At 63.1% G+C, this 21979-nt stretch carries 32 protein-coding genes and 2 pseudogenes; 20 read left to right on the forward strand and 14 right to left on the reverse strand.

From position 1 onward, the window contains the following. Positions 1–182 precede the first annotated feature (182 nt). Genes KBY99_RS00780 through KBY99_RS00790 form a run of 3 tightly spaced genes read right to left on the reverse strand, consistent with a single transcriptional unit; the run spans position 183 to position 1110 of the window. Entirely contained in the window at positions 183–455 is a 273-nt protein-coding gene (locus KBY99_RS00780; protein WP_254996747.1) for a NifU family protein, read from the reverse strand. A 53-nt stretch (positions 456–508) separates the two neighbouring features. Beyond that, complete coding sequence (locus KBY99_RS00785) at positions 509–874, reverse strand: hypothetical protein (protein ID WP_254996748.1); 366 nt, start codon at positions 872–874, stop codon at positions 509–511. Then, positions 871–1110: a hypothetical protein gene (locus KBY99_RS00790; RefSeq protein WP_254996751.1), complete on the reverse strand. Its 240-nt coding sequence runs from the start codon at positions 1108–1110 to the stop codon at positions 871–873. The genes KBY99_RS00785 and KBY99_RS00790 overlap by 4 nt, the downstream gene beginning before the upstream one ends. 163 nt (positions 1111–1273) lie before the next feature. On the opposite strand from KBY99_RS00790, the gene lepA reads away from it, so the two are divergent. After that, a complete protein-coding gene (lepA, locus tag KBY99_RS00795) occupies positions 1274–3082 on the forward strand; it encodes a translation elongation factor 4 (protein WP_106502140.1) in 1809 nt (602 codons plus the stop codon). A gap of 78 nt (positions 3083–3160) precedes the next feature. On the opposite strand, the gene KBY99_RS00800 is transcribed toward lepA, so the two are convergent. Next, positions 3161–3310, reverse strand: coding sequence for a DUF4351 domain-containing protein (locus KBY99_RS00800; RefSeq protein WP_254996753.1), 150 nt, complete (start codon positions 3308–3310; stop codon positions 3161–3163). A gap of 53 nt (positions 3311–3363) precedes the next feature. Between KBY99_RS00800 and KBY99_RS00805 the strand changes: the two genes are divergently transcribed. From KBY99_RS00805 to KBY99_RS00835, 7 genes are all read left to right on the forward strand, one after another. Next, entirely contained in the window at positions 3364–3870 is a 507-nt protein-coding gene (locus KBY99_RS00805) for a hypothetical protein (protein WP_254996754.1), read from the forward strand. Further along, positions 3867–4277 (forward strand): hypothetical protein, encoded by a 411-nt coding sequence (locus tag KBY99_RS00810; protein ID WP_254996756.1) that lies wholly within the window; start codon positions 3867–3869, stop codon positions 4275–4277. Before KBY99_RS00805 ends, KBY99_RS00810 begins: the two co-directional genes overlap by 4 nt. Continuing rightward, positions 4264–4791, forward strand: coding sequence for a GspH/FimT family pseudopilin (locus KBY99_RS00815; protein WP_254996757.1), 528 nt, complete (start codon positions 4264–4266; stop codon positions 4789–4791). Before KBY99_RS00810 ends, KBY99_RS00815 begins: the two co-directional genes overlap by 14 nt. Beyond that, positions 4788–5330: a type II secretion system protein J gene (locus tag KBY99_RS00820; protein WP_254996758.1), complete on the forward strand. Its 543-nt coding sequence runs from the start codon at positions 4788–4790 to the stop codon at positions 5328–5330. Before KBY99_RS00815 ends, KBY99_RS00820 begins: the two co-directional genes overlap by 4 nt. Before the next feature lie 159 nt (positions 5331–5489). Next, entirely contained in the window at positions 5490–5711 is a 222-nt protein-coding gene (locus tag KBY99_RS00825; RefSeq protein ID WP_254996760.1) for a hypothetical protein, read from the forward strand. 32 nt (positions 5712–5743) lie between these two features. Next, positions 5744–5941, forward strand: coding sequence for a GNAT family N-acetyltransferase (locus tag KBY99_RS00830; RefSeq protein ID WP_254996761.1), 198 nt, complete (start codon positions 5744–5746; stop codon positions 5939–5941). A gap of 169 nt (positions 5942–6110) precedes the next feature. Beyond that, positions 6111–7082 (forward strand): HD-GYP domain-containing protein, encoded by a 972-nt coding sequence (locus KBY99_RS00835; protein WP_254996762.1) that lies wholly within the window; start codon positions 6111–6113, stop codon positions 7080–7082. Here KBY99_RS00835 and KBY99_RS00840 read toward each other — a convergent pair. The 4 genes from KBY99_RS00840 to KBY99_RS00855 all read right to left on the reverse strand — a co-directional run bounded on the left by KBY99_RS00840 (position 7036) and on the right by KBY99_RS00855 (position 8718). Next, positions 7036–7290, reverse strand: a complete 255-nt coding sequence (locus tag KBY99_RS00840; protein ID WP_254996763.1) for a Txe/YoeB family addiction module toxin — start codon at positions 7288–7290, stop codon at positions 7036–7038. The genes KBY99_RS00835 and KBY99_RS00840 overlap by 47 nt on opposite strands. Beyond that, positions 7281–7538: a type II toxin-antitoxin system Phd/YefM family antitoxin gene (locus KBY99_RS00845; RefSeq protein WP_254932253.1), complete on the reverse strand. Its 258-nt coding sequence runs from the start codon at positions 7536–7538 to the stop codon at positions 7281–7283. The genes KBY99_RS00840 and KBY99_RS00845 overlap by 10 nt, the downstream gene beginning before the upstream one ends. A 54-nt stretch (positions 7539–7592) precedes the next feature. Continuing rightward, positions 7593–7802 (reverse strand): hypothetical protein, encoded by a 210-nt coding sequence (locus tag KBY99_RS00850; RefSeq protein WP_254996764.1) that lies wholly within the window; start codon positions 7800–7802, stop codon positions 7593–7595. 490 nt (positions 7803–8292) lie between these two features. Further along, positions 8293–8718 (reverse strand): prepilin-type N-terminal cleavage/methylation domain-containing protein, encoded by a 426-nt coding sequence (locus tag KBY99_RS00855; protein ID WP_254996765.1) that lies wholly within the window; start codon positions 8716–8718, stop codon positions 8293–8295. Between the two features lie 207 nt (positions 8719–8925). Here KBY99_RS00855 and KBY99_RS00860 point away from each other — a divergent pair, with 207 nt between their 5' ends. Then, positions 8926–9426, forward strand: a complete 501-nt coding sequence (locus KBY99_RS00860) for a hypothetical protein (protein WP_254996766.1) — start codon at positions 8926–8928, stop codon at positions 9424–9426. 60 nt (positions 9427–9486) lie between these two features. Here KBY99_RS00860 and KBY99_RS14885 read toward each other — a convergent pair. Then, positions 9487–10374 (reverse strand): annotated as a pseudogene (locus KBY99_RS14885) (ATP-binding protein). A 245-nt stretch (positions 10375–10619) separates the two neighbouring features. Here KBY99_RS14885 and KBY99_RS00875 point away from each other — a divergent pair. Next, complete coding sequence (locus KBY99_RS00875) at positions 10620–11483, forward strand: ABC transporter permease (RefSeq protein ID WP_254996771.1); 864 nt, start codon at positions 10620–10622, stop codon at positions 11481–11483. Here KBY99_RS00875 and KBY99_RS00880 read toward each other — a convergent pair. Beyond that, a complete protein-coding gene (locus KBY99_RS00880; protein ID WP_254996773.1) occupies positions 11424–11612 on the reverse strand; it encodes a hypothetical protein in 189 nt (62 codons plus the stop codon). The genes KBY99_RS00875 and KBY99_RS00880 overlap by 60 nt on opposite strands. Positions 11613–11665: 53 nt before the next feature. Between KBY99_RS00880 and KBY99_RS00885 the strand changes: the two genes are divergently transcribed. Beyond that, positions 11666–11878: a hypothetical protein gene (locus KBY99_RS00885; RefSeq protein WP_106502155.1), complete on the forward strand. Its 213-nt coding sequence runs from the start codon at positions 11666–11668 to the stop codon at positions 11876–11878. A 7-nt stretch (positions 11879–11885) separates the two neighbouring features. Here the strand turns inward: KBY99_RS00885 and KBY99_RS00890 are convergent, their stop codons facing one another. Next, a complete protein-coding gene (locus KBY99_RS00890; RefSeq protein ID WP_254996775.1) occupies positions 11886–12581 on the reverse strand; it encodes a TrmH family RNA methyltransferase in 696 nt (231 codons plus the stop codon). 163 nt (positions 12582–12744) lie between these two features. On the opposite strand from KBY99_RS00890, the gene KBY99_RS00895 reads away from it, so the two are divergent. Both KBY99_RS00895 and KBY99_RS00900 read left to right on the forward strand, forming a co-directional pair. Then, a complete protein-coding gene (locus tag KBY99_RS00895) occupies positions 12745–13107 on the forward strand; it encodes an MGMT family protein (protein WP_254996777.1) in 363 nt (120 codons plus the stop codon). An 84-nt stretch (positions 13108–13191) separates the two neighbouring features. Beyond that, a complete protein-coding gene (locus KBY99_RS00900) occupies positions 13192–14547 on the forward strand; it encodes a 16S rRNA (cytosine(967)-C(5))-methyltransferase (RefSeq protein ID WP_409996510.1) in 1356 nt (451 codons plus the stop codon). A gap of 7 nt (positions 14548–14554) precedes the next feature. On the opposite strand, the gene KBY99_RS00905 is transcribed toward KBY99_RS00900, so the two are convergent. The 3 genes from KBY99_RS00905 to KBY99_RS00915 all read right to left on the reverse strand — a co-directional run bounded on the left by KBY99_RS00905 (position 14555) and on the right by KBY99_RS00915 (position 17878). Beyond that, complete coding sequence (locus KBY99_RS00905; protein WP_409996503.1) at positions 14555–16669, reverse strand: transglycosylase domain-containing protein; 2115 nt, start codon at positions 16667–16669, stop codon at positions 14555–14557. A 1-nt stretch (position 16670) separates the two neighbouring features. Next, positions 16671–17591, reverse strand: coding sequence for a chlorophyll synthase ChlG (chlG, locus tag KBY99_RS00910; RefSeq protein WP_396121808.1), 921 nt, complete (start codon positions 17589–17591; stop codon positions 16671–16673). Between the two features lie 71 nt (positions 17592–17662). After that, a complete protein-coding gene (locus KBY99_RS00915; RefSeq protein ID WP_254960053.1) occupies positions 17663–17878 on the reverse strand; it encodes a DUF2862 domain-containing protein in 216 nt (71 codons plus the stop codon). Between the two features lie 57 nt (positions 17879–17935). On the opposite strand from KBY99_RS00915, the gene hisF reads away from it, so the two are divergent. The 7 genes and pseudogenes from hisF to KBY99_RS14890 form a co-directional block, all read left to right on the forward strand. Further along, positions 17936–18721, forward strand: coding sequence for an imidazole glycerol phosphate synthase subunit HisF (gene hisF, locus KBY99_RS00920; RefSeq protein ID WP_254996778.1), 786 nt, complete (start codon positions 17936–17938; stop codon positions 18719–18721). Positions 18722–18766: 45 nt separating this feature from the next. After that, positions 18767–19051: a hypothetical protein gene (locus tag KBY99_RS00925; protein WP_254960055.1), complete on the forward strand. Its 285-nt coding sequence runs from the start codon at positions 18767–18769 to the stop codon at positions 19049–19051. Beyond that, positions 19038–19742, forward strand: a complete 705-nt coding sequence (gene ubiE, locus KBY99_RS00930) for a bifunctional demethylmenaquinone methyltransferase/2-methoxy-6-polyprenyl-1,4-benzoquinol methylase UbiE (protein WP_254960056.1) — start codon at positions 19038–19040, stop codon at positions 19740–19742. The genes KBY99_RS00925 and ubiE overlap by 14 nt, the downstream gene beginning before the upstream one ends. A 56-nt stretch (positions 19743–19798) precedes the next feature. Continuing rightward, positions 19799–20587, forward strand: a complete 789-nt coding sequence (locus tag KBY99_RS00935) for an EAL domain-containing protein (RefSeq protein ID WP_254996779.1) — start codon at positions 19799–19801, stop codon at positions 20585–20587. A gap of 151 nt (positions 20588–20738) precedes the next feature. Continuing rightward, the gene (locus KBY99_RS00940; protein ID WP_254996780.1) at positions 20739–20999 is read left to right on the forward strand and encodes a hypothetical protein; all 261 of its coding nucleotides are present in this window, start codon (positions 20739–20741) and stop codon (positions 20997–20999) included. Continuing rightward, complete coding sequence (locus KBY99_RS00945) at positions 20966–21643, forward strand: hypothetical protein (RefSeq protein ID WP_254996781.1); 678 nt, start codon at positions 20966–20968, stop codon at positions 21641–21643. The genes KBY99_RS00940 and KBY99_RS00945 overlap by 34 nt, the downstream gene beginning before the upstream one ends. Positions 21644–21678: 35 nt before the next feature. After that, a pseudogene (locus KBY99_RS14890) lies at positions 21679–21924 on the forward strand (diguanylate cyclase domain-containing protein); the annotation flags it as partial. Positions 21925–21979 lie beyond the last annotated feature (55 nt).

Raw genomic sequence — 21979 nt, forward strand, 5'->3', positions numbered from 1 at the left:
TCTCAAAGATGATGCCTTCCCAGGAGCCCCTAGTTGACTTGCTAAGTCATAGGTCGCTGGGCGGTCGCAAGCCGGGCTTAATTATATTTTGAGGCTCCAACAATGGAAGCCCTGGTTGTGCATTTATTGTGGTGAATCGATGGCCAGCGGCTGGAATTGATTTGTATTTCGACTTGGTTGGTTTATATAACTTGAATGACCTCGCTCACCTCGGGAATCGCCTCCCTTAGCTTGCGCTCAATCCCCATCTTGAGCGTCATCGTGCTGCTCGGGCAGCTGCCGCAGGCGCCCTGCAGGCGCACTTTCACGATCGGGCCGTCGATTTCCACCACTTCCACGTTGCCGCCGTCGGCCATTAGGTAGGGGCGCAGCTCATCGAGGGTGCGCTCCACGTTTTCCAGCGTCAGGGCGTGGGGGTCTTGGGCGGGGGCTGCGCTAGTGGTTTCGCTGCTCATTTGGGCCAGCCGGTATGAGTCTGCAGCTTAGGACGGCTGGGCCAGTGCCTGGCTTAGTCCAGGTGGAAATGGGCGAATAGGTTCGCAGCAGGCTCCTGCCGCCCGTTGGTACGCCACCGAGTTACCAGCTCTTTGAGTCTTTTTTCATAGCGACGGCGCTTCTGCGCGATCCAGCCCAGATACAGCACCCCTGGGATGATGCCTGGGATCAAAAGCAGCAGACCGATCCAGATGTCGCGCCTCTGGTAGCCCTTAGCCGGAAATCTACGGCCACTGCTGATCGCCCAGGTAATCGCCCGGATTTCCTCAGGGAGATTACGTAAATTACGTTTATTTGATTGGTCGTTTGCATAAGGTGTGATCTCCAGCCCTGCCTTGCGGGTAATATCTCGCGCAATCTGACGCCGAATACCGATCACCTCCCTTGCCTTAGCCAGGGAAACCGGGCAATCATCTGGCCACTGGCACTCTTCAGCGTGAAGCTGGTGGAACTGATGTGCGACTGCTCCAGGGAGCCATACACGCCATCAGCCAGCTTGCCCTCCTCCCTTGCCACATCCTGGGCTGCGGCAAACAGCAGGTTCAGAGCCTCATCCCGATTCACAAGCCGGCGATCCTCTCGGGCTTGCGGCTTGGGAAGGTGCGACTGATCCATGAATATAGTTTTGCTTGATAACTAATTGGCAATCCTATAGGTTTGTCGATTTCTTTGCGGGTAGTTGGAGGCGATCTCTCGATTGGTAGGCCAGCTGGCCGTTTCGCCCCAGGCTTCCGTCTCCTAGGCTGGCAGGAGCACCCATGAAGCCTCCGCCGGCGCGATGACTGACGTTCCCGTTCAGCGGATCCGTAATTTTTGCATCATCGCCCACATCGACCATGGGAAATCAACCCTGGCCGACCGGCTCCTGCAGGATACGGGCACCGTTGCGGCTCGCGACATGCAGGCGCAGTTTCTCGACAACATGGAGCTGGAGCGCGAACGCGGCATCACCATCAAGCTCCAGCCCGCCCGCATGGAATACACCGCGGCCGATGGCGAGGTCTACATCCTCAACCTGATTGATACCCCTGGGCACGTCGACTTCTCCTACGAAGTAAGCCGTTCATTGCAGGCTTGTGAAGGCGCCCTGCTGGTAGTAGATGCCAGCCAGGGGGTGGAAGCCCAAACCCTGGCCAATGTCTACCTGGCCCTTGAAAACAATCTTGAGATCATTCCTGTTCTCAACAAGATCGATCTGCCTGGTGCTGATGCAGACCGCATCGCTGAAGAAATTGAGGCAATTATCGGGCTCGACTGCTCCAATGCAATCCATTGCTCGGCCAAAACAGGCCTCGGAGTGCCTGCAATCCTCCAGGCTGTGGTGGATCGGGTTCCGGCTCCCGCCGACAAAGTGGCCGAGCCGCTGCGGGCCCTGATATTCGACTCCTACTACGACGCCTACCGGGGCGTGATCGTGTATTTCCGCGTGATCTCCGGCTCGATTAGCAAGCGCGACAAGGTGCTGCTGATGGCCAGCGGCAAGGTGGTGGAACTGGATGAGGTGGGCGTGATGGCGCCCGATCAGCGCCAGGTGGATTCCCTCCATGCTGGCGAGGTGGGTTACATGGCCGCCTCGATCAAGGCCGTGGCCGATGCCCGTGTTGGCGACACCATCACGCTGGCATCAAATCCTGCCGCTGAGCCGCTGCCCGGTTACACCGAGGCCAAGCCCATGGTGTTCTGCGGCCTGTTTCCCACCGATGCTGACCAATACCCTGATCTGCGCGAAGCCCTAGACAAGCTGCAGCTCTCTGATGCCGCGCTCAAATATGAGCCGGAAACCAGCAGCGCCATGGGCTTTGGTTTCCGTTGCGGCTTCCTCGGCTTGCTGCACATGGAAATCGTGCAGGAGCGGCTGGAGCGGGAATACAACCTTGATTTGATCGTTACCGCGCCATCGGTGATCTATCAGGTGAACATGCTCGATAACACCGTCATGATGGTGGACAATCCAGCCACCCTGCCCGACCCGCAAAAGCGTGAATCTATAGAAGAGCCCTATGTGAAGCTCGAAATTTATACCCCGAATATCTATAACGGCGCCTTGATGGAGCTGTGCCAGGAGCGGCGCGGTGAATTCATCGATATGAAATACATCACCACCGATCGGGTAACTCTCCACTACGAGATGCCGCTGGCTGAGGTGGTTACAGACTTCTTTGACCAGATGAAGTCGCGCACCAAGGGCTATGCCTCAATGGAATATAGCCTGATCGGCTACCGCAAAAATGAGTTGGTGCGCCTTGATGTATTGATAAATGCCGAAAAGGCCGATCCCCTCACCACGATTGTGCATCGCGATAAGGCCTACAACGTGGGTAAGGGTTTGGTGGAGAAACTCAAGGAGCTGATCCCCCGCCAGCAATTCAAGATTCCGATCCAGGCATCGATCGGTAGCCGCATCATTGCCTCCGAAAGCATCAGTGCCATGCGTAAAGATGTGCTTGCCAAATGCTATGGCGGTGACATCTCCCGCAAGAAAAAGTTGCTGCAAAAGCAAGCCAAGGGCAAAAAGCGCATGAAGGCCATGGGCAAAGTCGACGTGCCCCAAGAAGCCTTCATGGCCGTGCTCAAGCTGAACCAGTAGGGCGCTGATTGGCTCGTTGATTCGCATGGTGGGTATTAAAAATTTTGTCTCCCGAATTCTGTACAGGCTGTACGGAATTCAGGAGGCTGCCGCGAACCAGGCGGCCACGTCGTCCGGACCCTGAAAATCGAGCAGGGCTTCCGCTAGGGCTTCGAGTTGCTCTAGGGGAAGGGCCTCGATGGGAGGCTGCGATCTCCTTGTGGATCCGGCTTTGGGTGAAGTCTTCAACGGTGATGCCGCCCGTGGGAACACTGATCGGGTCGTTGTGCGCCAGGTGCTCCATGGCCCGGTACCCCCGTTCCTTAGCCAGCCCTCCTCCCATGGCGGCTGGTTTTCTGTTGCCCCTCTCTGCCACAGCCTCGCTGCTGCTTGTGCTGAGCAGCGTTTCGCTGCAGGCGGCGGCGCTGCAGGCCCGCAGCCAGGTGCAGGCCGGCCAGCGGTTGCGGCAGGCGGAAGATCAGTTGATGTCGGCGGCCCAGCACCTGCTGGCGGCGCCAGCTACCCCCGTCGTGGGCCAAACCGGCCAGGTGGGCCCGGTGGCCTACCGCTTGGTGGCTTTTGACGGCCCCCATTGGGATGGCGCCCTTGCGGCCGGTGGCTTGCAGCGGGGCCGAGCTGCCGCCACCTTGGAGCTGCAGCCCACGGCGGAGCAGCCCCGTGCCCTGCGGGCGGCCTATGGCCTGGAGCTGTCCCGCACCATTACCCCTGAAGGCCCCGGCAGCCAGCAGCTGCTGGCAGTGCGGGAGCTCGGTTTGCGTGGCCGCACCAGCAATGGGGTGGCGCCATGAACTTGGTGGAAGCGATGGTGGCTTCGGCGATGTTTGTGACCTCGTCGAGTTGCTCCTTGCAGTTGTGGTCGGGCAGCGTCAGCTGGGCGCGCCAGGCGGAAGCGCAGCAGCAGCAGGCTGCCCAGCTGGAGGCAGCGCTCCTGGCTAGCCAGGCCCAGCTCACGGCCCTGGCCGGCACAGCGATTGCCGTTGATTGCACGGCAGCCAGCAGCTGGCTTGCGGCCCATTTGCAAAGCCTGCCCAGTGGCGAGGGCCCCGTGCGCCAGGTGAGCGCCGAACCCGGCGGCTTGGTGCGGTTGCAGGTGACTGGTGCTGGTGGTGAGCAGCGGCAGCGCTGGCTCAGCCCAGCGGCCTACGGCTTGTGTGGATCCCAACCTGCAGCGGAGCCGAGCGATGCGGCGCTCTGAGCAACGCCAGGCCAGTGCTGGCTTCAGCCTGCCTGAGCTGCTGGTGACGGTGAGTGTGCTGGGCTTGCTGGCCAGCCTGGCCATAGACGGCGGCCAGCGCAGCCTGGCGCGGATGCGGGTGGAAACCACCAGCCGGCGGCTGGGTTGGGGCTTAGAGCAGGCGCGCCGCCAAGCCCAGAGCCTGGGCCAGCCCTGCGCCCTCGAGCTGGGCCCCAGCGGTTGGCGCCAGCCCAGTGGCGGCAGCCTGCCCGGCTGCGGCTTGGCTGATGTTGAGCTTCAGCCCAATGAGGCCACCGGGGTGGCTATCGGCTCCAACTTGCCTGGGGCCTTGCGTTTCAGCAGCAACGGTTTGGTGCTGGATGGCGGCACGGTTGTGATCAGCGCAGCGGGCACGGAGCTGCGCCGTTGTTTGGTGATGTCGCTGCCGCTGGGGGTGGTGCGGCTGGGCCGCTACGAGGGCGGGCAGGGCGATTCGCCTAGCAGCAGCGCCTGCCGGGCCGAGGAGGCGTTGTGAAAGGGGAGCAAGGGTTTTCTCTGGTGGAGTTGCTGCTGGCCCTGGCGATTGGTTGCGGCCTCAGTGGCGTGATCCTGCAGGCGCTGGTGGCGGAGGGGGCCACGAGCCAGCGCTTTGGCCGCCTGCTGCGGGAGCGGGCTGTGGCCCAGCGCACCCTGGAGCTGGTGCGCGGTGATTTGCTCCAGGCGCGGGGTTTGGCCGATCCCGCCGGGCTGGCGCCGGCCTGCAACCTGGCGGGCCGCAGCGTGGTGCTGCATCTCGATACTGCTTCTGGCCCGATCACCTATTCATTGGGTAAGCCGGCTGAACCGATCTGGCGGGGCAAGGTGCTGATGCGCTGCGGACCGGCCTACGGCCTGCATGGCGAGCTGGGCAGCGGCGCAGCCCAAAACCGGGTGGTGCTCGATGCGTTGGCGGCCAGCGATGGCTTCCGGGCCCAGCCCGCTGGTGCGGGGGTGCTGCAGCTGGAATTGGCGCAGGCCTGGGCCGATGGGGGGCGGCTGAGCTCCCGCTTGCCGGTGGCCATTGGGGCAAATTAAGCAAGCTGCCTGCTGGAGCGGCGGGGTGGTTGAAAACCGGCCAGGCGGTGGGTGGAGTGCTGAAAGCTCTCCTTAATTCTGTACAGACCGTACAGAACCACACACACACACACCACGCTTGGCGTTGCCCCGGAGTCAAAATGAATGACGACTACAAAGTTGAAGTTGTCACCTGCCGATCCGCTTCAGGAGCAACTGCAGGCCTCGCAGCGCAAGGAGCGGGCGCGGTATGTGCTTCTGGATCGCACGCTGTTCTCCCTGACGCCAGAGCAGACAACGGTCCTGCTGGCTGATGTGGACGATCCCTGCGCTGTCGCCAAGGATCAGGCCAGCATCGAGCGTCTGCTCGCGATGCCGCAGCCCTGGCATGCGCTCTCCTGAGCCTCTCGGCTGGAGCGATCGTGCTGGCGGAAGTGCCTGGTGCCTTGCGCCGCAACATGGCCGACGCCCTGCGGCGAAGCCTTGCCGCCAGGCGCTTAGTCGGCGCCAGAGCACTGCTGGTGCACGCGGTCGATGAGCAGGCGGCCGCGTTCTACCGCTCACTCGGATTTCGTCCCTCGCCAATCAGTGCATCGACGTTGATGCTGCAGCTCTCAGAGCCAGCGGGCTGATGACAACTGAGTCCCTGAGCAGGGGGTGGGTGGGTGCTGAAAGCTCTCCCTGATTCTGTACAACCTGTACAAAAGCAGTGATACTACGCTTGCGACAGTCCAGCCCCAGGCAGCCCTTCATTCCACGGATGGCGCTGTCTCAAAGCAAAAATGAAAGAGGACTACAAAGTTGCAGTCGTCACCTGCTGATCCGCTTCAGGAGCAATTGCAGGTCTTGCAGCGCAAGGTGCGGGATGTGGTGCCCCAGGTGCAGCGTCTCACCTGCGAACGGATGGATGGGGAGCTGCAGCGGCTCACGCTGATTTACGACAGCAGTCCGCTGGAGCCTGGTGGGTCGTCGGTGGTGTTGACGGTGAGCCAGGACGGCACGCTGGATGTTGTGGTGGGTTTCCATGCCCCCGAGGCGGCGGCCTTCTCAGAAGCGGAGCAGGCCGCCCTGGAGGCGTTGGCCGAGTTGATCGGCCTCACGGTGCGCAACCACTTCAATGCCCTGGCTTCCCTCTATGTGGCTGCCGAGGTGGCCCTCGATTTCGCCGCCCTGCGGGATTTCGAAACCGGTGGTCACCTCAACCGGGTGTCCCACTATTCGCGCCTGATCGCCGAGGGGCTAGCTGAGCGCCGGGGCCTCAGCGCCCATGCCGTCGATCAGATCGCCCGTTTCTCCCGCCTGCACGACATCGGCAAGATCGGCATCCCCGATCGGATCCTGCTTAAGCAGGGCCCGCTCACGGACGAGGAGCGGCAGGTGATGAACACCCATGTTGAGCTGGGGCTGGAGATGATCGGCAAGGTGCTCGGTCAGTACGACCTGAGCGCCCTGCCCGGCGCCCAGGTGCTCTGCAATGTGATCAGCCACCACCATGAGCGCCTTGACGGCTCCGGCTATCCCAAGGGGCTCAAGGGTGAGGCGATCTCCCTGGAGGGCCGGATCGTGGCCGTAGCCGATGTGTTTGATGCGGTGGTGAGCCGCCGCCCGTACAGCAACAGCGCCAAGATCCAGGAGGGGCTGGCGGTGGTGCAGCAGGAGGCGGATGCCGGCCGGCTTGATGGTGATTGTGTGGCGGAGTTGAAGCAGGTGCTGGCTGCAGCAGCAGTCAGTAGTGATGCCGGAGCTGGGCGATCAGCAGGTCGCCCGCGCTGATGCAGTAGACAATGCGATGTTCAGCGTCGATGCGCCGCGACCAGTAGCCGGTTAAGGCATGACGAAGGGGCTCGGGTTTGCCGATCCCCGTTAAGGGATCTCGGCGGATCTCGTTGATCAGTCGGTTGATGCGCTGCTGGATCTTGCGATCGTGTTGCTGCCAGTGCATGTAGTCCTCCCAGGCCTCTGGGGAGAAAATCAGTCGCACGGCAGTAGATCGTGTTCTTCTCCGCCACCGCTGTTTAGGCAGGCGATAGAGCGGAGCAGGCGCTGGGCGTTGGCAGGGCTGCGCAGGAGAAAGGTGGTTTCTTCCATTGCCTTGTAATCGGCCAGGGAGAGCATCACCACGGCGGGCTCGCCGCGGCGTGTGATTACTACTGGTTCATGGTTTTCACACACCTTGTTCATCGTGCCCGCCAGATGGGCACGGGCGGTGCTGTAGGAGATCGCGTCCATCGGCTTTTAGCCCTGCTAGCAGACGTACGTCTTACTGTACTGCTATTACGGGGATCAGCCCGTGATCGAACGCACGCGGCACTGGGCGCCGTCGGCGCTAGCAGTTTTATAGATAACGCCGTTTGAATCCTGCACGCTGATTCGATAAGTCGGTTGACGGGGATTGCTGGCGCTGGAATCCACCAATCGTCCTTGGGCTTTTATGGGTGGTCCGTTGCGGATTAGCTCACCACTAATAACTTCGTAGCGAATCGGTGCCGCCATCCCTGGCCCATCGAGCAATGGGGCGCCGTGCGTCTTTTAAACCGGAAATATCAAGTGAGGATGCTGCTGGCTGGACTGGCTGTTGATGCCTGGTCGGGGCTGTAGTTGATTAGATTGAACGCTGCTCGATTGCATGATATTTGTAAAATCGGTATTCCTGATAGCATTTTGTGTAAGCAGTAAACTTATGATAAAAGCGTAGTTTTGCTGAGTAGCTGGTCGCACAAGGCAATGGAGCTGCGGTGACTTGCTGAGTTTTGAGCTGACTACGCCAAGGCCTCTCTCTGCTCGCTTTCCCGCTTGGCTTGCTTATGGGGCGCAAGGAATATGTGGGGCTTGGCATCTAGTAAAAAATCTCTCCCCCGGAGCTTGCCCAGGGAAGAGATTTAATGCTGACAACTACTTGGATCGTAATCAGCGGGGATGCATGATTCTAAAGTATTAGATAGATGGATAGGAAAAGTGAGGATCTGGTCTTATTGGGATAGCTCTATGGGACTGCTGGAGTGGTAAGTGAGACGCCGCCATTGGCTGCTATGGTTGCAACAGCTTGTGTGATGCCGGGAAAATTAGCAACCAAAGATGTATAAGTTTGCACGGTCCCGGTTGCGGCACATGTGGTGGGAGTAATACCAGCTGGCGCAACGAACGAAGCCTGTTCGTTATCAATTTGAAGAGCGGCGCATGCTCGTGCTGCTCCCATCACGGTTGAATCGGCTGCCTTTGCTCTGGCTTTTTCTTGCTGGTTCAGAAATGCAGGAATGGCGATGGCCGACAGGATGCCAATGATGATCACAACGATCAGCAGTTCCACCAATGTGAAGCCGGCTTGAAGCTTGCTGCGCTTCTTGGACCTATGGAGGCGCTGGAACAGCGCGCGTTGGGCCAGAAGCTTGGATTGGAGGCTGGAGGTCATGGAAAAGCGGCTCGACGACTGAAACACTGAGTAAGTATTGCGCTGTTTTGCCGCCGTGCCAACAGGGGCAAGCTGCGCAGAATCAGAGGATTGTCTGGTTGTTGCGCCATAGCCCGCTGGCCATTGCGGATTTCTCCACTGCAGCCGGCCCAGCGAACGCCGCCAGCTAGAGCCCCTGCTGGAGGCCGCCCTTCAGAGCTCAAGTCGATGCCTGTGCTGCAGAGCCGTGGCGGCCAGGAGTGGCTGGTGAGCCAGGTGCCCCTGGCCCTGGTGGATGGCAGCGCTGCCACCCTGCTGGTGCAGCAAAACGTGACCGCCTCGGTGCAGCAGGAGCGCCTGGCCTTCTGGCTGCTGGTGGTGGCCGCCGGTGTAACCAGCCTGTTCACCAATGGCCTGCTGCGCCTTGTGTTGCAGAGGGGTCTGGTGCAGCCCCTGCAGGAATTCACAAATCATCTCTCCGCTACCCAGCCGTCGCCCCTGGCCTGGGACCAGATTCCCGTGGCCGAGCAGCCCGAGGAGCTGCAGCCCGTCGCCCTTGCTTTCAACGATCTTCAGCAGCGCCTTTCGGTTCCCTGGGAGCGGCAGCGCTCCTTTGTGGATGGCGTGGCCCATGAGCTGCGCACGCCGGGTCTTGAGGCCACAGCGCCAGCAGGGGGCCCTGCGCATGGGCAGCCTCGTGAGCAACCTGCTCGATCTGGCCCGCATTGATTCGGGCCGCCTGCAGTTGCGGCGGCGGCCGACCTTGGCTGATGAGGTCCTAGTGCAGACCTATGAGCGGCCACCTGATGCCGCCGACGCGCGTCGCTGGATCCGGGAAGTTCGCTCCATTTGGCATCGTCTAGCCAGAAGCGACCGCCCCGCTCCACCGCCGATCAGCAGCGCCCGCCGCAGGTCCCCCACCACCAGCGTTTCCCAGAGGGCCCCAATCAGGGGAGAGCGCAGCAGATCGGCCTGGTTGTCGATGCCCATCAGCCAGCAAAGCAAACCGGTGTCGCTCCAATAGAGCTTCGGGCTGCGAATCAGCCGTTTGCCCGTGTTGCCAAACCCGTCTGCACTCCAAGACCATGGCTCAAGCAAAAACACCAGGCCGCTGCGCTCCAGCAGCTACAACCATTCCCCAGCGGTGCTGCTGGCGATGCCCACATCCCGGGCGAGCTCGGCCCGGTTGAGCAGTTGGCCCGAACGCAGCGCACAAGCTCTCAAGAAGCGCTCGAATTGCAGCAGGTTGCCCACCTGTTGCAAGCTGCGTAGATCGCGCCCCAGGTAGGTGCTCACGTAGGAGCGGTGAAAGTCGCCGGCGTTGATGGCCGGCTGGCTCCACAACTCTGGGAAGCCCCCGCGCAACATGATCTCCGGCAGCTCCACCCCCGGTGCTGCCGCCTGGATTTCAGCGAGCCCCAGCCTCTCCAAGCTCAGCACCGCCGCCCGTCCCGCCAGGCTGTCGCCCACGTTCTGCATCAGGGCAAAGGGCTGCGATCCCGTCAGCACCAGCTGCCCGCAGGCCTTTCGGTCGGCGTCGACCACAGTTTTGAGATGACGAATCAGGCTCGGCGCGTACTGCACCTCATCGATCAGCAATGGCAGCGGGTGCCGAGCCAGAAAGCTGGCCGGGTCGTGTTCGGCCGCTGCGGCTTCGCTGGGCAGGTCGAGCGTCACGTAGTGGTGCTACGGAAACAGGTGTCGGCACAGGGCCGTTTTGCCCGTCTGGCGGGCGCCCGTGAGCACCAGCACCCGACCTCCCGCAGGCCGTTAACGAGTTCAAAATCCACGGGGCCCCCGCTGGGTTGGAGGGGCATCAGCTGGCCCTTGATCGGTTTCGATCGCGATTTCCGCAGCTTTCAGCCCCAGGGATTGGATCTGTGGCTGTTGCCGCCCGCCGCCTAGCTGCGTAAGGTCGCGCCATGCTCCTATCGCTGCGCCGCGCCCCCAGCCTCTCGGCCCGCATGGCCCGTTGGGGGTTAGTGATCGTGGTGGTCTACGCCCTGGTGGCCCTGCTCACGCCGCTGCTGGTGCATGCCGGCTTGCTGGCCGATCCCAACTCCGGCTTGCAAAATCCCATCTACGCCCAGCCCTCGCTGAGCCACTGGTGCGGCACCGATCGTTTGGGCCGCGATGTGTGCGTGCGCACCCTGGCCGGCAGTGGCGTGGCCCTGCAGGTGGTGCTGCTGGCCCTGGTGATCGCCCTGCTGATCGGTGTGCCGCTGGGCATGGTGAGCGGCTACCTGGGCGGCTGGGTGGATCGGGTGCTGGTGCTGCTGATGGACACCCTCTACACCCTGCCGGTGCTGCTGCTCTCGGTGGTGCTGGCCTTCCTGCTGGGCCGGGGCTTGCCCAATGCTGCCGCCGCCCTTTGCGTCGTCTACATCCCCCAATACTTCCGGGTGGTGCGCAACCAAACCGCCCAGGTGAAGGCCGAGTTGTTTGTGGAGGCGGCCCAGTCGCTTGGCGCCGGCCCGATCTGGATCCTGCGCCGCTACCTGCTGCGCAACGTGATCACCTCGGTGCCGGTGCTGCTCACCCTCAACGCCGCCGATGCCGTGCTGGTGCTCGGTGGCCTCGGCTTTCTTGGCCTGGGCCTGCCTGAAACCATCCCCGAATGGGGCGGCGACCTGCAGCAGGCCCTCACCGCCGTGCCCACCGGCATCTGGTGGACCGCCCTCTACCCGGGCCTGGCCATGTTTGTGCTGGTGCTGGGGCTGTCGTTTTTAGGTGAAGGCCTCGAGACCTGGCTCAGCGGTGGCAGCGCTCAGCGGACTGGATCCTGAAGCCCAGAGCAGCAAGCGCTCTGCCTCCGGATAGTCCTCGCCGAAGGCCCGCAGCTCCAGGATCGTGATCTTGTCGACCACCTCCCCGATCGAAGCCGGAATCTGCAAACTTGCAGGGCTAGGGGACACGGCCTGTAAGTGGCGCCCCACAATGGGAGCACCCAGTCACCCTGTGGATAGCCATGCCCTGGTGGTTGGATCTGCTTCTGCTCTCCGCCGCGGCAGCGCTTTGGTGCAGCGGCAACGCCAATGACGACGACGTTTGGAGCCTGTTCCAGAAGTTTCTCGCTGCCGTTGCCCTGGCGGTGGTGCTGCTCGGTGGCCGCCAGATTTTCCTGGAGCTGCTGGCCCTCGGCTTGGCCCTGTGGCTGCCCAGTGCCCGCAGATATCAGTAGCCGAGCATCAGTAGCGCAGCTTGATCGTGCGGGGCATGGTTTCGCTGATGGCCCCCTCGGCATCCAGGCTTGGATAGGGGCGGCCTTCCCGCTGGCACCAGGCCGCCACCTCCGGATAGGCCCACTCAAACAGCAGGCTGTCGTAGCGCCCGGCCGGCACCCCTTCGCCGTGGCTGGGCAGCACCCCGGCCACCTGCCGCTGCCGCAGCGCCTCAAACAGCAGCGTGGCGCAGGCCACGCTCACATTCAGCGACTGCACCATGCCGTGCATCGGGATCACGATCGGCTGATCTACCAATGCCGCCGCTTCAGCGCTTAATCCCCACTTCTCGGCCCCCAGTACCAAGGCGCTGGGGCCGGTGAAGTCGCACTGGCGGTAGTCCACCGCTTCCACCGACAGGTGGGTGCCATAGAGCCGAAAGCCCTGGTCCTTGAGTTGGCGCAACAGGGCCACGCTGGCGCCGTCGCTATGGCGATGCAGCGGCACCCACTTTTCACTGCCCTTAGAGGTGCAATTAAAGGTGGGGGTGCGGCCCGCCAGGCTCACCACATGGGCCTCCAGCACCCCCACCGCATCGCAGCTGCGCAGGATCGCCGAGAGGTTGTGGGGCTTATCCACGTGCTCGAGCACCACGGTGAGATCGCCCATGCGGCGATCGAGCACGGCCTTGAGCCGCTCAAAGCGGCGGGGCAGCAGGGGCATGGCGTCGGGCTTAGTTGAGGTGCGGAATCACGGGCATCTCCCGAATGCCCAGTCTCCCTAATGACAAGTAGGCCTTCGGCAGTCACTTTTTTGTTTTTAGGCTGGGTTCAACACTCGGTCTCCCAAGCTCAAGCCAGCTTTGCTTCCTCCCGCCCGGCGCTCGATGCAAGCTCCCGCCCCCACGTTTGATCAGCGGGTTTACGCCGTCGTTGCCCAGATCCCTTGCGGACAGCTGGCCACCTACGGCCAGATCGCTGAGCTGGTTGGGGTGTGGGGCGCCGCCCGCCAGGTGGGCTGGGCCCTGCGGCGGCTGCCGTTGCCGTCGCCCATTCCCTGGCAGCGGGTGGTGAATGCCCGCGGCCAGATCAGCTTCAACCCCAGCCGTGAAGGCAGCGACTGGATCCAGCGTGAGCTGCTGCTCGCTGAAGGCATCCCCGTAGATGCAGCCGGCCAGCTTCCCCTGGCCCAGCACCGTTGGCGGGCTGGAAATGGAGCTGGGGATGGAGATGGTGTGTTTATCAATTAGTTCTCCTTAGCTAACTAGCAAAAAAACATCCACCTCCCCAGCCCGTCACACCCCTGCGCGCTAGTTGTGGAGCCTTGACCTCCGCTGTCCCACTCCCTGGCACTCGCCCCCCCAGCCGAAACTCCCGCGATTGGCCTGGCGCCGCGCCAGCTTGCCTGGCAGGTGTTGCTGGCGGTGGGCGCTGGCGCCTACGCCGATGTGGCGCTCGAGCGGGAGCTGCAGCGCCATCCCCTTGAGGGCGCCGACCGGGCCCTAGCCACCGAACTTGCCTACGGCGCCATCCGCCAGCGGCGCCTGCTCGATGCCTGGCTCGATGCCCTCGGCAAGGTTCCCGCAGCCCGCCAGCCGCCCAAGTTGCGCTGGCTGCTGCACTTGGGGCTCTACCAGCTGCTGTTCAGCAGCCGGGTGCCGGCCTCCGCGGCGGTGAGCACCACCGTGGAGCTGGCGAAACGGGGCAAACTCGGCCGGCTGGCGCCGGTGGCCAATGGCCTACTTAGGGCTTGCGGGCGCCGGCGCGCTGAGGCCGGGCCTGAGCCCTGGGATGGTCTGGGCCCCCTGCCCAGTGACCCCGCGGCCAGCTACGGCCTGCGCCATTCCCTGCCCGCCTGGCTCGCTGAGCTGGCGTTGCAGTGGCCTGATCCCGAGGCCTTCGGTCTGGCCTGCAACCAACCCCCCGCCCTCGACCTGCGCCTCAACCTGCTGCGCACCACGCCTGCTGGTGCTTTGGAGGCCTTCACTGCCGCCGGGATCGAGGCGGCCCCCCTGCCGGATCTGCCCGGGGGCCTCACGCTGCTGGGCCGCAGCGGTGAGTTGCGCGCCCTGCCCGGCTACGCCGAGGGTCACTGGTGCGTGCAAGACCGCGCTGCCCAGGCGGTGGGTCTGCTGCTCGATCCCCAGCCCGGCGAGCGGATCCTCGATGCCTGCGCCGCCCCCGGTGGCAAGAGCACCCATCTCGCTGAGCTCATGGGCAACGAGGGTGAGGTTTGGGCCGTGGATCGCTCCGAGGGGCGCCTGCGCCGGGTGGGCGTCAATGCCGCCCGCCTTGGCCTGCAGTGCATCCACACCCTGGCCACCGATGCCACCGCGTTGGCGGCTGAGAAGCCTGAGTGGCTCGGCTGGTTTGATCGCATCCTGCTGGATGCCCCCTGTTCGGGCCTCGGCACCCTGGCCCGCCACGCCGATGCCCGCTGGCGGATCAGCCCAGAAACGATCATCGAGTTGGTGCCCCTGCAGCGGGCCCTGCTGGAGTCCCTGCTGCCCCTGCTCAAGCCTGGCGGCCAGCTGGTGTATGCCACCTGCACCGTGCATTCGGCTGAAAATGGCCAGCTGCTCGCTGGCTTCCTTGCTGATCACCCCGGCTGGCAGCTGCAGCAGAGCTGGCAGCGCTGGCCAGCCTCCAGTGGTGGCGACGGCTTTTTTGCCGCCCGGCTGCAGGCCTAAGGCGGGGTTAGGGGGGTGGTGGTGGCGCCACCACCGGGGGTGGCGGGGCTTCCAGCGGTGGCGGTGGGGCGGGCGCCGGGCTAGGGGCAGCAGGGGTGCTTGGTGTTTGCGGCTGGGGCGCGGCAGGGCTGGCCGGTGCGGCTGGCGTATTGGGCTGCTCGTTGAGGCTGGGGGTGGGATCAAGCTCCAACGGCTGGGGTGCCGGCTCGCGCCAGCTTTTGGGGCTGGCTGCCTGTTCACGGCGGCGCTGAGTTTGCTTCTTATCGCGCCGGTAGGTGTCCTCTAGCTGCGGCTTGGGCGGAAACTGGCGCACTGGCAGGTCCTTGCTGATAGGCGCCATAAAGGCCCGCCAGGTGTAGGTGGCCACCACGCTGGTGTCCCTGGTGGTGCGGCTGTCGTCGTAGCCCAGCCACACCCCAGTGGTGAGCTGGGGAATCGAGCCGATAAACCACAGGTCGCGGCCCCCCTCTGAGGTGCCCGTTTTGCCGGCCACCGGCCGGTCTGGCAGGGCCGCGCCGCCGCCCGTGCCCGACCGCACCGCCTGCTCCAGCATCCACAGCATCAGGGCAGCGATGTCGCTATTGACGGCCCGGCGCCCTTGATCGCCATCCACCCGGCGGCTCCACAGCAGCTCGCCATCGGGGCCGAGGATCTCCTCAAACGGTGTTGGTTTCACGTAGATACCACCGTTATTGATGGCGGCGTAGGCGGCGGTCATGTCCACCACGGTTTGCTCGGTAGCGCCAAGGGCTAGGGGGTAGAAGCGCCCCAGCTCGCGGGTGATGCCGAGGTTCTTGGCCGTTTCAATCACCTTGTCGAAGCCCAGCTCCTGCAGCAGTCCCACCGCCACCGTGTTGAGCGAGTTCTGCAGCGCCATCACCATCGACACCGAACCGAAGTAGCGGTTGCCGAAGTTCTTGGGGCAGTAGCCGGCAAAGCAGCGGGCCGAATCGCGGAATATTCGCTCTGGCAGCATCCCCCGCTGCAGGGCCGTGAGATACACAAACAACTTGAAGGTGGAGCCGGGCGAGCGCAGGGCCTGGGCTGCCCGATTGAACTGGCTGTCCTTGAAGTCGGTGCCACCCACCATCGCCCGCACCAGGCCGGTGCCGGGCTCCATCGCCACCAGAGCGCCCTGCATGCTGCCGGTGGCATAGATGTTCACCGCCGACTGCGCCTTCTCCTGCCAGGCCAAATTGACGCTGCTGCGCACTGTCAAACCACCCACCTCGAGCTGCTCGGGGCTGAGCACCTTGGGCAGTTCCTGCTGCACCCAGCTGCTGAAGTAGGGGGCGCGGCTGTCTAAGTATTTGGGTTCAGCTGGCTTCAGTTGCAGCGGTGCCGCTTCAGCCTGCTGTTGCTCACTGACGCTGATGAAGCCCGCCTCCTCCATGCGGCGCAGCACCACTGCCCGCCGCTCCAGGGCCAGGTCGGGATTCACCAGGGGCGAATAAACCGAGGGGGCTGGTGGCAGCCCTGCGATCAGGGCGGCTTCCGGGAGGGTTAGCTGGTCTGGGGTTTTTGTGAAATACACCCAGGCCGCGTCGGCCACGCCGTAGGCGCTTGAGCCGAGATAAACGACGTTGAGGTATTCGGTGAGGATCTGCGGTTTGCTGAGCTGGCGCTCGAGCTTGCCGGCCAGGGCGGCCTCCTTGAGCTTGCGAATCAGGGTGCGATCCTGGCTCAGAAATACGGTGCGAGCCAGCTGCTGGGTGATCGTGCTGGCCCCCTCCTCCACCGAGCCCTTGCGCAGGTTGCGCACCATGGCCCGGCCGATCCCTACCGGGTCAATGCCGTCGTGCCGATAGAAGCGCCGGTCTTCCGCGGCGATAAAAGCCTGCTGCACCAACGCCGGCATCGTTTCGGGCGTCAGCTTTTCGCGAGTAACCGGCCCGATCTTGTGCACCACCTGGCCATCGGCCGAGAGGATGGTGAGGGTGCCTGGGCGGTTGAAGTGGTTGATGCCGCGGGCGTCGGGCAGCAGGCTGTCAAAGCCCGCCACTAGCGCCGCCTGGCCGCAGGCAACGCCACCGCCAATCAGGGCTGCAAGCAGCCCTACTCCCACCAGGTTGGTGCGGCGGGGCTGGGGAGCTTTGCCGTTGGCGGGGGGCTGGCGGTTCACCTCAGCTAACGAGGGAGCTGTGGCCGATTGCCAGGGCGGTCACAAGCATGCCGAGCACCAGGAATGGTTGGGCACTTGCCTGGTATTTGACATCGAAGGCAACTGGATCACGCAGCAGCCAGATGTCCTGGAAGGTGATCTGGGGAATGATCAGCAGCACCAACAACACCGCCGCGAAGTGTTGGCCGATGGCGATCAGCACGGCCACCATCGCCAGCTGAAATACATCGATCATGCCGGCGCTGATCCAGCTGGCTTTTTCGATACCGAAAGCAACCGGTAGGGATTGCAGGCCCATGGCACGGTCGCCCTCGACGCTCTTGAAGTCGTTGACCACGGCGATGCCAAGGCCCGCTAGGGAGTAGGCCAGGGTGAGTAGGGCGGTGGTCCAGGTGAGCTGGCCAAAAAGAGCCTGGCCTGCCCACCAGGGCAGGGCGATGTAGCTGGCGCCAAGGGCGTAGTTTCCCAGCCAACCGTTTTGCTTGAGCTTCAGCGGCGGAGCTGAATAGATAAAGCTCACAAAGGAGCCGCCCAGGGCCAGCAGCAGCAGCACCGGGGTGGTGTGACCGGCCCAGAGATCAAGGCCGTAGGCCACTCCTAGCCCTGCTAGCAGCAGGATCCAGATCTGGGCCTTCACCTGGCCTAAAGGAATCGCTCCTGAAGGAATCGGCCGGTATGGCTCGTTGATCGCGTCGATTTCGCGGTCGTAGTAGTCGTTGATCGTTTGGGTGTAGCCGGCCAGCAGGGGCCCGCTCATCAGCATGCAGGCGATCGAGGCTCCCACCTCGCTGAGGCTCCAATGGAAATTGCCTGAGGCGGCAGCACCGCACAGCACACCCCAAATCAGGGGTATCCAGGTGACCGGCTTCATCAGCTGCAGCCGGATTTTCCAGATACTGCTGGTACCGCTGGCACCCTTCATGCCGAGCAGCTGACGGGCGCCGCCGCCGCTGGCCGCTTCCGGATTGGGGCTGTTGCTCAACGGCCTAGGCCTCAGGCGAGGGTGAGTTCGTCGTCAAAGAACCAGGCGATCTGACCACCGCTTAGCTCCACCACCACACCGATGCCCTTGCCATCCACCGTGCGGAAGCCGGTCACGGTGCCGGTGGAATCGGCCTTCAGGGAATCAACCATCTCACTGGAGATGCGATCCCGAACCCGGGTGATCCGCACCTTCGAGCCGATGTTGATGGTGGCAGCCTGGGACATGGCCGGCGCGACTGGAAAGTGGCGCAACCTTAACAGTGCCCTACGGAGCTCCAGTCCATGGTTGCCAAGCGGATCATTCCCTGTCTCGACGTGGCCGATGGCCGGGTGGTGAAGGGGGTGAATTTTGTTGGGCTGCGCGATGCCGGTGATCCGGTGGAGCTGGCCTGTCGCTACAGCGCCGCTGGGGCCGATGAGCTTGTTTTCCTCGATATCGCCGCCAGCCACCAGGGCCGCGGCACCCTGGTGGAGCTGGTGCAACGCACCGCTGAGGCGGTCACCATTCCCTTCACCGTGGGCGGTGGCATCAGCAGCGTTGAGGGCATCACCGCCCTGCTGCGCGCCGGCGCCGACAAGGTGAGCCTCAACTCATCAGCCGTACGCGATCCCGAGCTGGTGGCCCGCGGCGCCGAGCGCTTTGGTTGCCAATGCATCGTGGTGGCGATCGATGCCCGGGCCCGCGCTGGCGGGGGCTGGGATGTGTACGTCAAAGGTGGCCGCGAAAACACTGGCCTCGATGCGGTGGCCTGGGCCCGGCAGGTGGTGGCCCTCGGGGCTGGCGAGATCCTGCTCACCTCCATGGATGGTGATGGCACCCAGGCGGGCTACGCCCTGGAGCTCACCCGCGCTGTGGCCGATGCGGTGCAGGTGCCAGTGATCGCCTCCGGCGGTGCCGGCTGCATCGACCACCTCGCTGAGGCCCTCGACCCCGGTCCGGCGGGAGGCCATGCCTCAGCAGCCCTATTGGCCTCCTTGCTGCACGATGGCATTCTCAGCGTTGAGCAGATCAAGACCGAGCTGCTGCGCCGTGGTTTGCCGATACGGCCCCTCGCATTGAGTTGTTAAGGCTCGTTACATTGGCTAGAGACCTTCACTCGGTTCGGCCAGCACTTGTTCTCTGCCCTTCCCGTACTCCCGTCTAATGCCTCCACCGCAATTGCCCTCGGCATGGTGGCGGCTGTGGTGGCTCTGGTTGCTTGGGCGCTGCAGCTGATGCAGGCCGCCAACGATCGCCAGGAATTTTCGTTGATGCTGGCTGGCTGCATGGTGTGCTCAGCTGCAGTTGGCCTGGCCACCGTGATGGTGCTCACCTTCACCAGCCCCAGCTTTTTGCCTGCTGTGGATGCGGGCATCAGTCTCGATTCGATTGTGTTGCCTTGGGATGGCCAGCTTTAGGCCCGGAGATCCACATGCGGTTCAGGAGCTGTTTGAACAGATAGCGCCCCGCTACGACCAGCTCAACGACCTGCTCAGTTTTGGCCTGCATCGCCTCTGGAAACGTCAGGCGATTGCTTGGTTGCAGCCCCAGCCTGGCCAGCATCTTTTAGATCTTTGTTGCGGCACCGGCGATCTGGCCCTAGTGCTGGCTGACCGGGTGCGGCCGGGTGGAAGCGTGCTCGGCATAGATGCGGCCGCTGCCCCCCTGGCGGTGGCGGCCCGTCGGGCAGCCGCCCAGCCCTGGCTAGCGGTGAGCTGGCAGCAGGGGGATGCCCTGGCCACTGGCTTGGCGAGCGCTAGTTGCGATGGGGCCGTGATCGCCTACGGGCTGCGCAACCTCGCTGATCCAGGGGCAGGCCTGCTGGAGTTGCGACGGCTGTTGCGCGACGGCGGCCGCGCCGCAGTGCTTGATTTCAATCGCACCTCTGGGGCTGTAGAGAGTTTCCAGAGCTTTTATCTACGCCGGTTGGTGGTGCCCACCGCCGAGCGGTTCGGCATTCCCGAGCACTACGCCTACCTGGAGGAGAGCCTGCAGCGGTTTCCCACGGGCTCCGAGCAGCAGCAGCTGGCGAGGCGGGCGGGCTTCAGCGAAGTGAGGCATCGGCCCCTGGCTGGTGGCCTGATGGGTTTGCTGGAGCTGGTGGCCTGAGGCCAGTGGACAGCTTGGATCCTGGCTCCTGGTGTGCGCCCCGATTGTGACTACTATTGGAGTATCTGTTTTGCATAGGGGTTGAATCCCCAAGGGTTTTGGAAAACTTCTACATCCAGCCCATCATCGACCTTTCTTCCGGCCGGGTTTGCGGCGGCGAGGTCCTGTGGCGCCCCAACCACAACGTGCCCAGCTCTGAGGAGATTCAGGCTCTAGATGAAGACCCCGCTCTCAATATCTCCGTCACACAAGACTCTTTCATATTTGCTCTGCGGGCCCTCGACCGGATGCAGTCGAACGTGTGGCTGTCGGTGAATCTCTCCTGCCAGTACATCGGCTCTGGCAAGATGTTTTTCCGGCCGATCTCCAAGGCGGTTGGTGATCTCGAAACCCTGCGCCGCAAGGTTGGTCGCCGCCTAGTGGTGGAGGTCACCGAGCGTGGGGTCGCCGGTCAGCATGAGTCGTCGTTTATTAACGAGCTCACCTCGCTGCACACCATTGCGGTGGACGACTTCGGCACTGGCGATGCGCCCCTCTCTCACATGCTGAATCTAAATTTCAGCAAGGTGAAGGTGGATCGCTCGATTGTCTCCGGCATTGATGCAGATTCCTTCCGCCAGCGTTTCCTCAAGTGGCTGGTGGCTGGTTGTCACGCCATCAACGTGGATGTCTGCGCCGAGGGTGTGGAAACGGAATCGGAGGCTACCTTCCTGCGCCGCATCGGCGTCAACCAGGGCCAGGGCTGGCTGTGGAGTAAGGCCATACCTGCTGAGCAGTTTGAAAACCTCACCGTGCCAAGCGCAGCCGTCACTGAGTCGCTCGGCCGCATGCTCAACGCATCCTGAATCAAAATTCCATCGCTGTTGTAGCACATGCGTTGATCGATAATAGGCTGGCTAGATGCTTTTAATTCTCTATATTTTGAGGGGTAACTCGGTGCTAAGTGCCATGGGACTCCGCTTGCACTGAGTTGGTTTTTCTTTAGGGCCTGTTTCGGTGCGAGCTGGGCGGCGCTTTCCGTTTTTACCCACCCTGCCGTTAACGGCCCAGGCGCTCTCCGGTGAAGTGGAGCACTACCTCACCCCGCAGGCGCTGCTTTCGTCTTCGATGGCCCGCAACACCTTCCTGGAGGGCTGGGTTGCCGCCGCGGAGCTGGATCAATCCGCAATGGTGGGCTATCTCCGCAATATCCAGGCCGAACACGGAGCCACCACCGCTTTTTTGTGTCCGATCGCACCGGTCGCTCCTACCACCTAGACGGGGTGATCAAGCCTGTCTCCCCTAGTGATCCCAACGACCGCTGGTTTTACCGGGCGCAGGCCAGTGCCGATCCCTTTGAAGTCAACATCGATAGGGATACGGCCGATCCCAACCGGGTAACCGCCTTCACCAACTTTCGGGTGCTGGATAAGGCGGGTGGCTTCATTGGCTCTATCGGCTTAGGTATGGACGTGCGCGAGTTGGCCCGGGAGCTGAATCGCTATCAGGCTCGCTATGGCGCCCGGGTGCTCTTGGTGACCCATGCAGGTCAGGTGGTGCTCTCCCCCGGCGCCGACTCTGGGGTAACCCTGAAAGAGGTTTCCGGGCTGGCTCCTCACGCTTCCCGGATCCTCAATCAGCCCGCCACATCCCTGCAGTTCCCCCACGGCGAGGGCGAGCTGTTCGTGAACAGTCGCCAGATCCCCGAACTCGGTTGGGTGATTGTGGTGCTGCAGCAAAACGATCCGAGCACCGCTGCGCTGCTGCCGATCCTTGCTCAGAATCTGCCGATCACAGACAAGCTCACCGGCCTGCTCAACCGTACCGATATCGACACCCTGTTTGCCCGTCTGGTGAAAGACGCCCTACGGCGGCAGGAGCGGTTGGCAGTGATTTTGTTTGACATCGATTTTTCAAGCTGATTAATGACAGCCACGGCCACGCGGTGGGCGACCAGATGATTCAGCACGTTGCTGCCGTGCTCCAGCGGTCGACCCGTGGCAGTGATCTGTTGTTTCGCTGGGGTGGGGAGGAGTTTCTGCTGCTGTTGCAGGGGTGTTCGGCGTCCCAGGCGATGGAGCGCTGTGAGCGCCAGCGCCAGATCCTGCGATCGCAGCTCCTGGCCGCTTCCCCCAGCGCGGCTGAGCCCATTGCCCCACCCACCCTCAGCTGCGGCGTCACCACCTATCAGCACGGTGAAACTCTTAAGCAGTTGCTGCTGCGGGCTGATCAGGCCCTCTACATGGCCAAGCGTGGGG

Source organism: Cyanobium sp. Maggiore-St4-Cus, assembly GCF_024345615.1.
GTDB classification, from domain to species: domain Bacteria; phylum Cyanobacteriota; class Cyanobacteriia; order PCC-6307; family Cyanobiaceae; genus Cyanobium_A; species Cyanobium_A usitatum.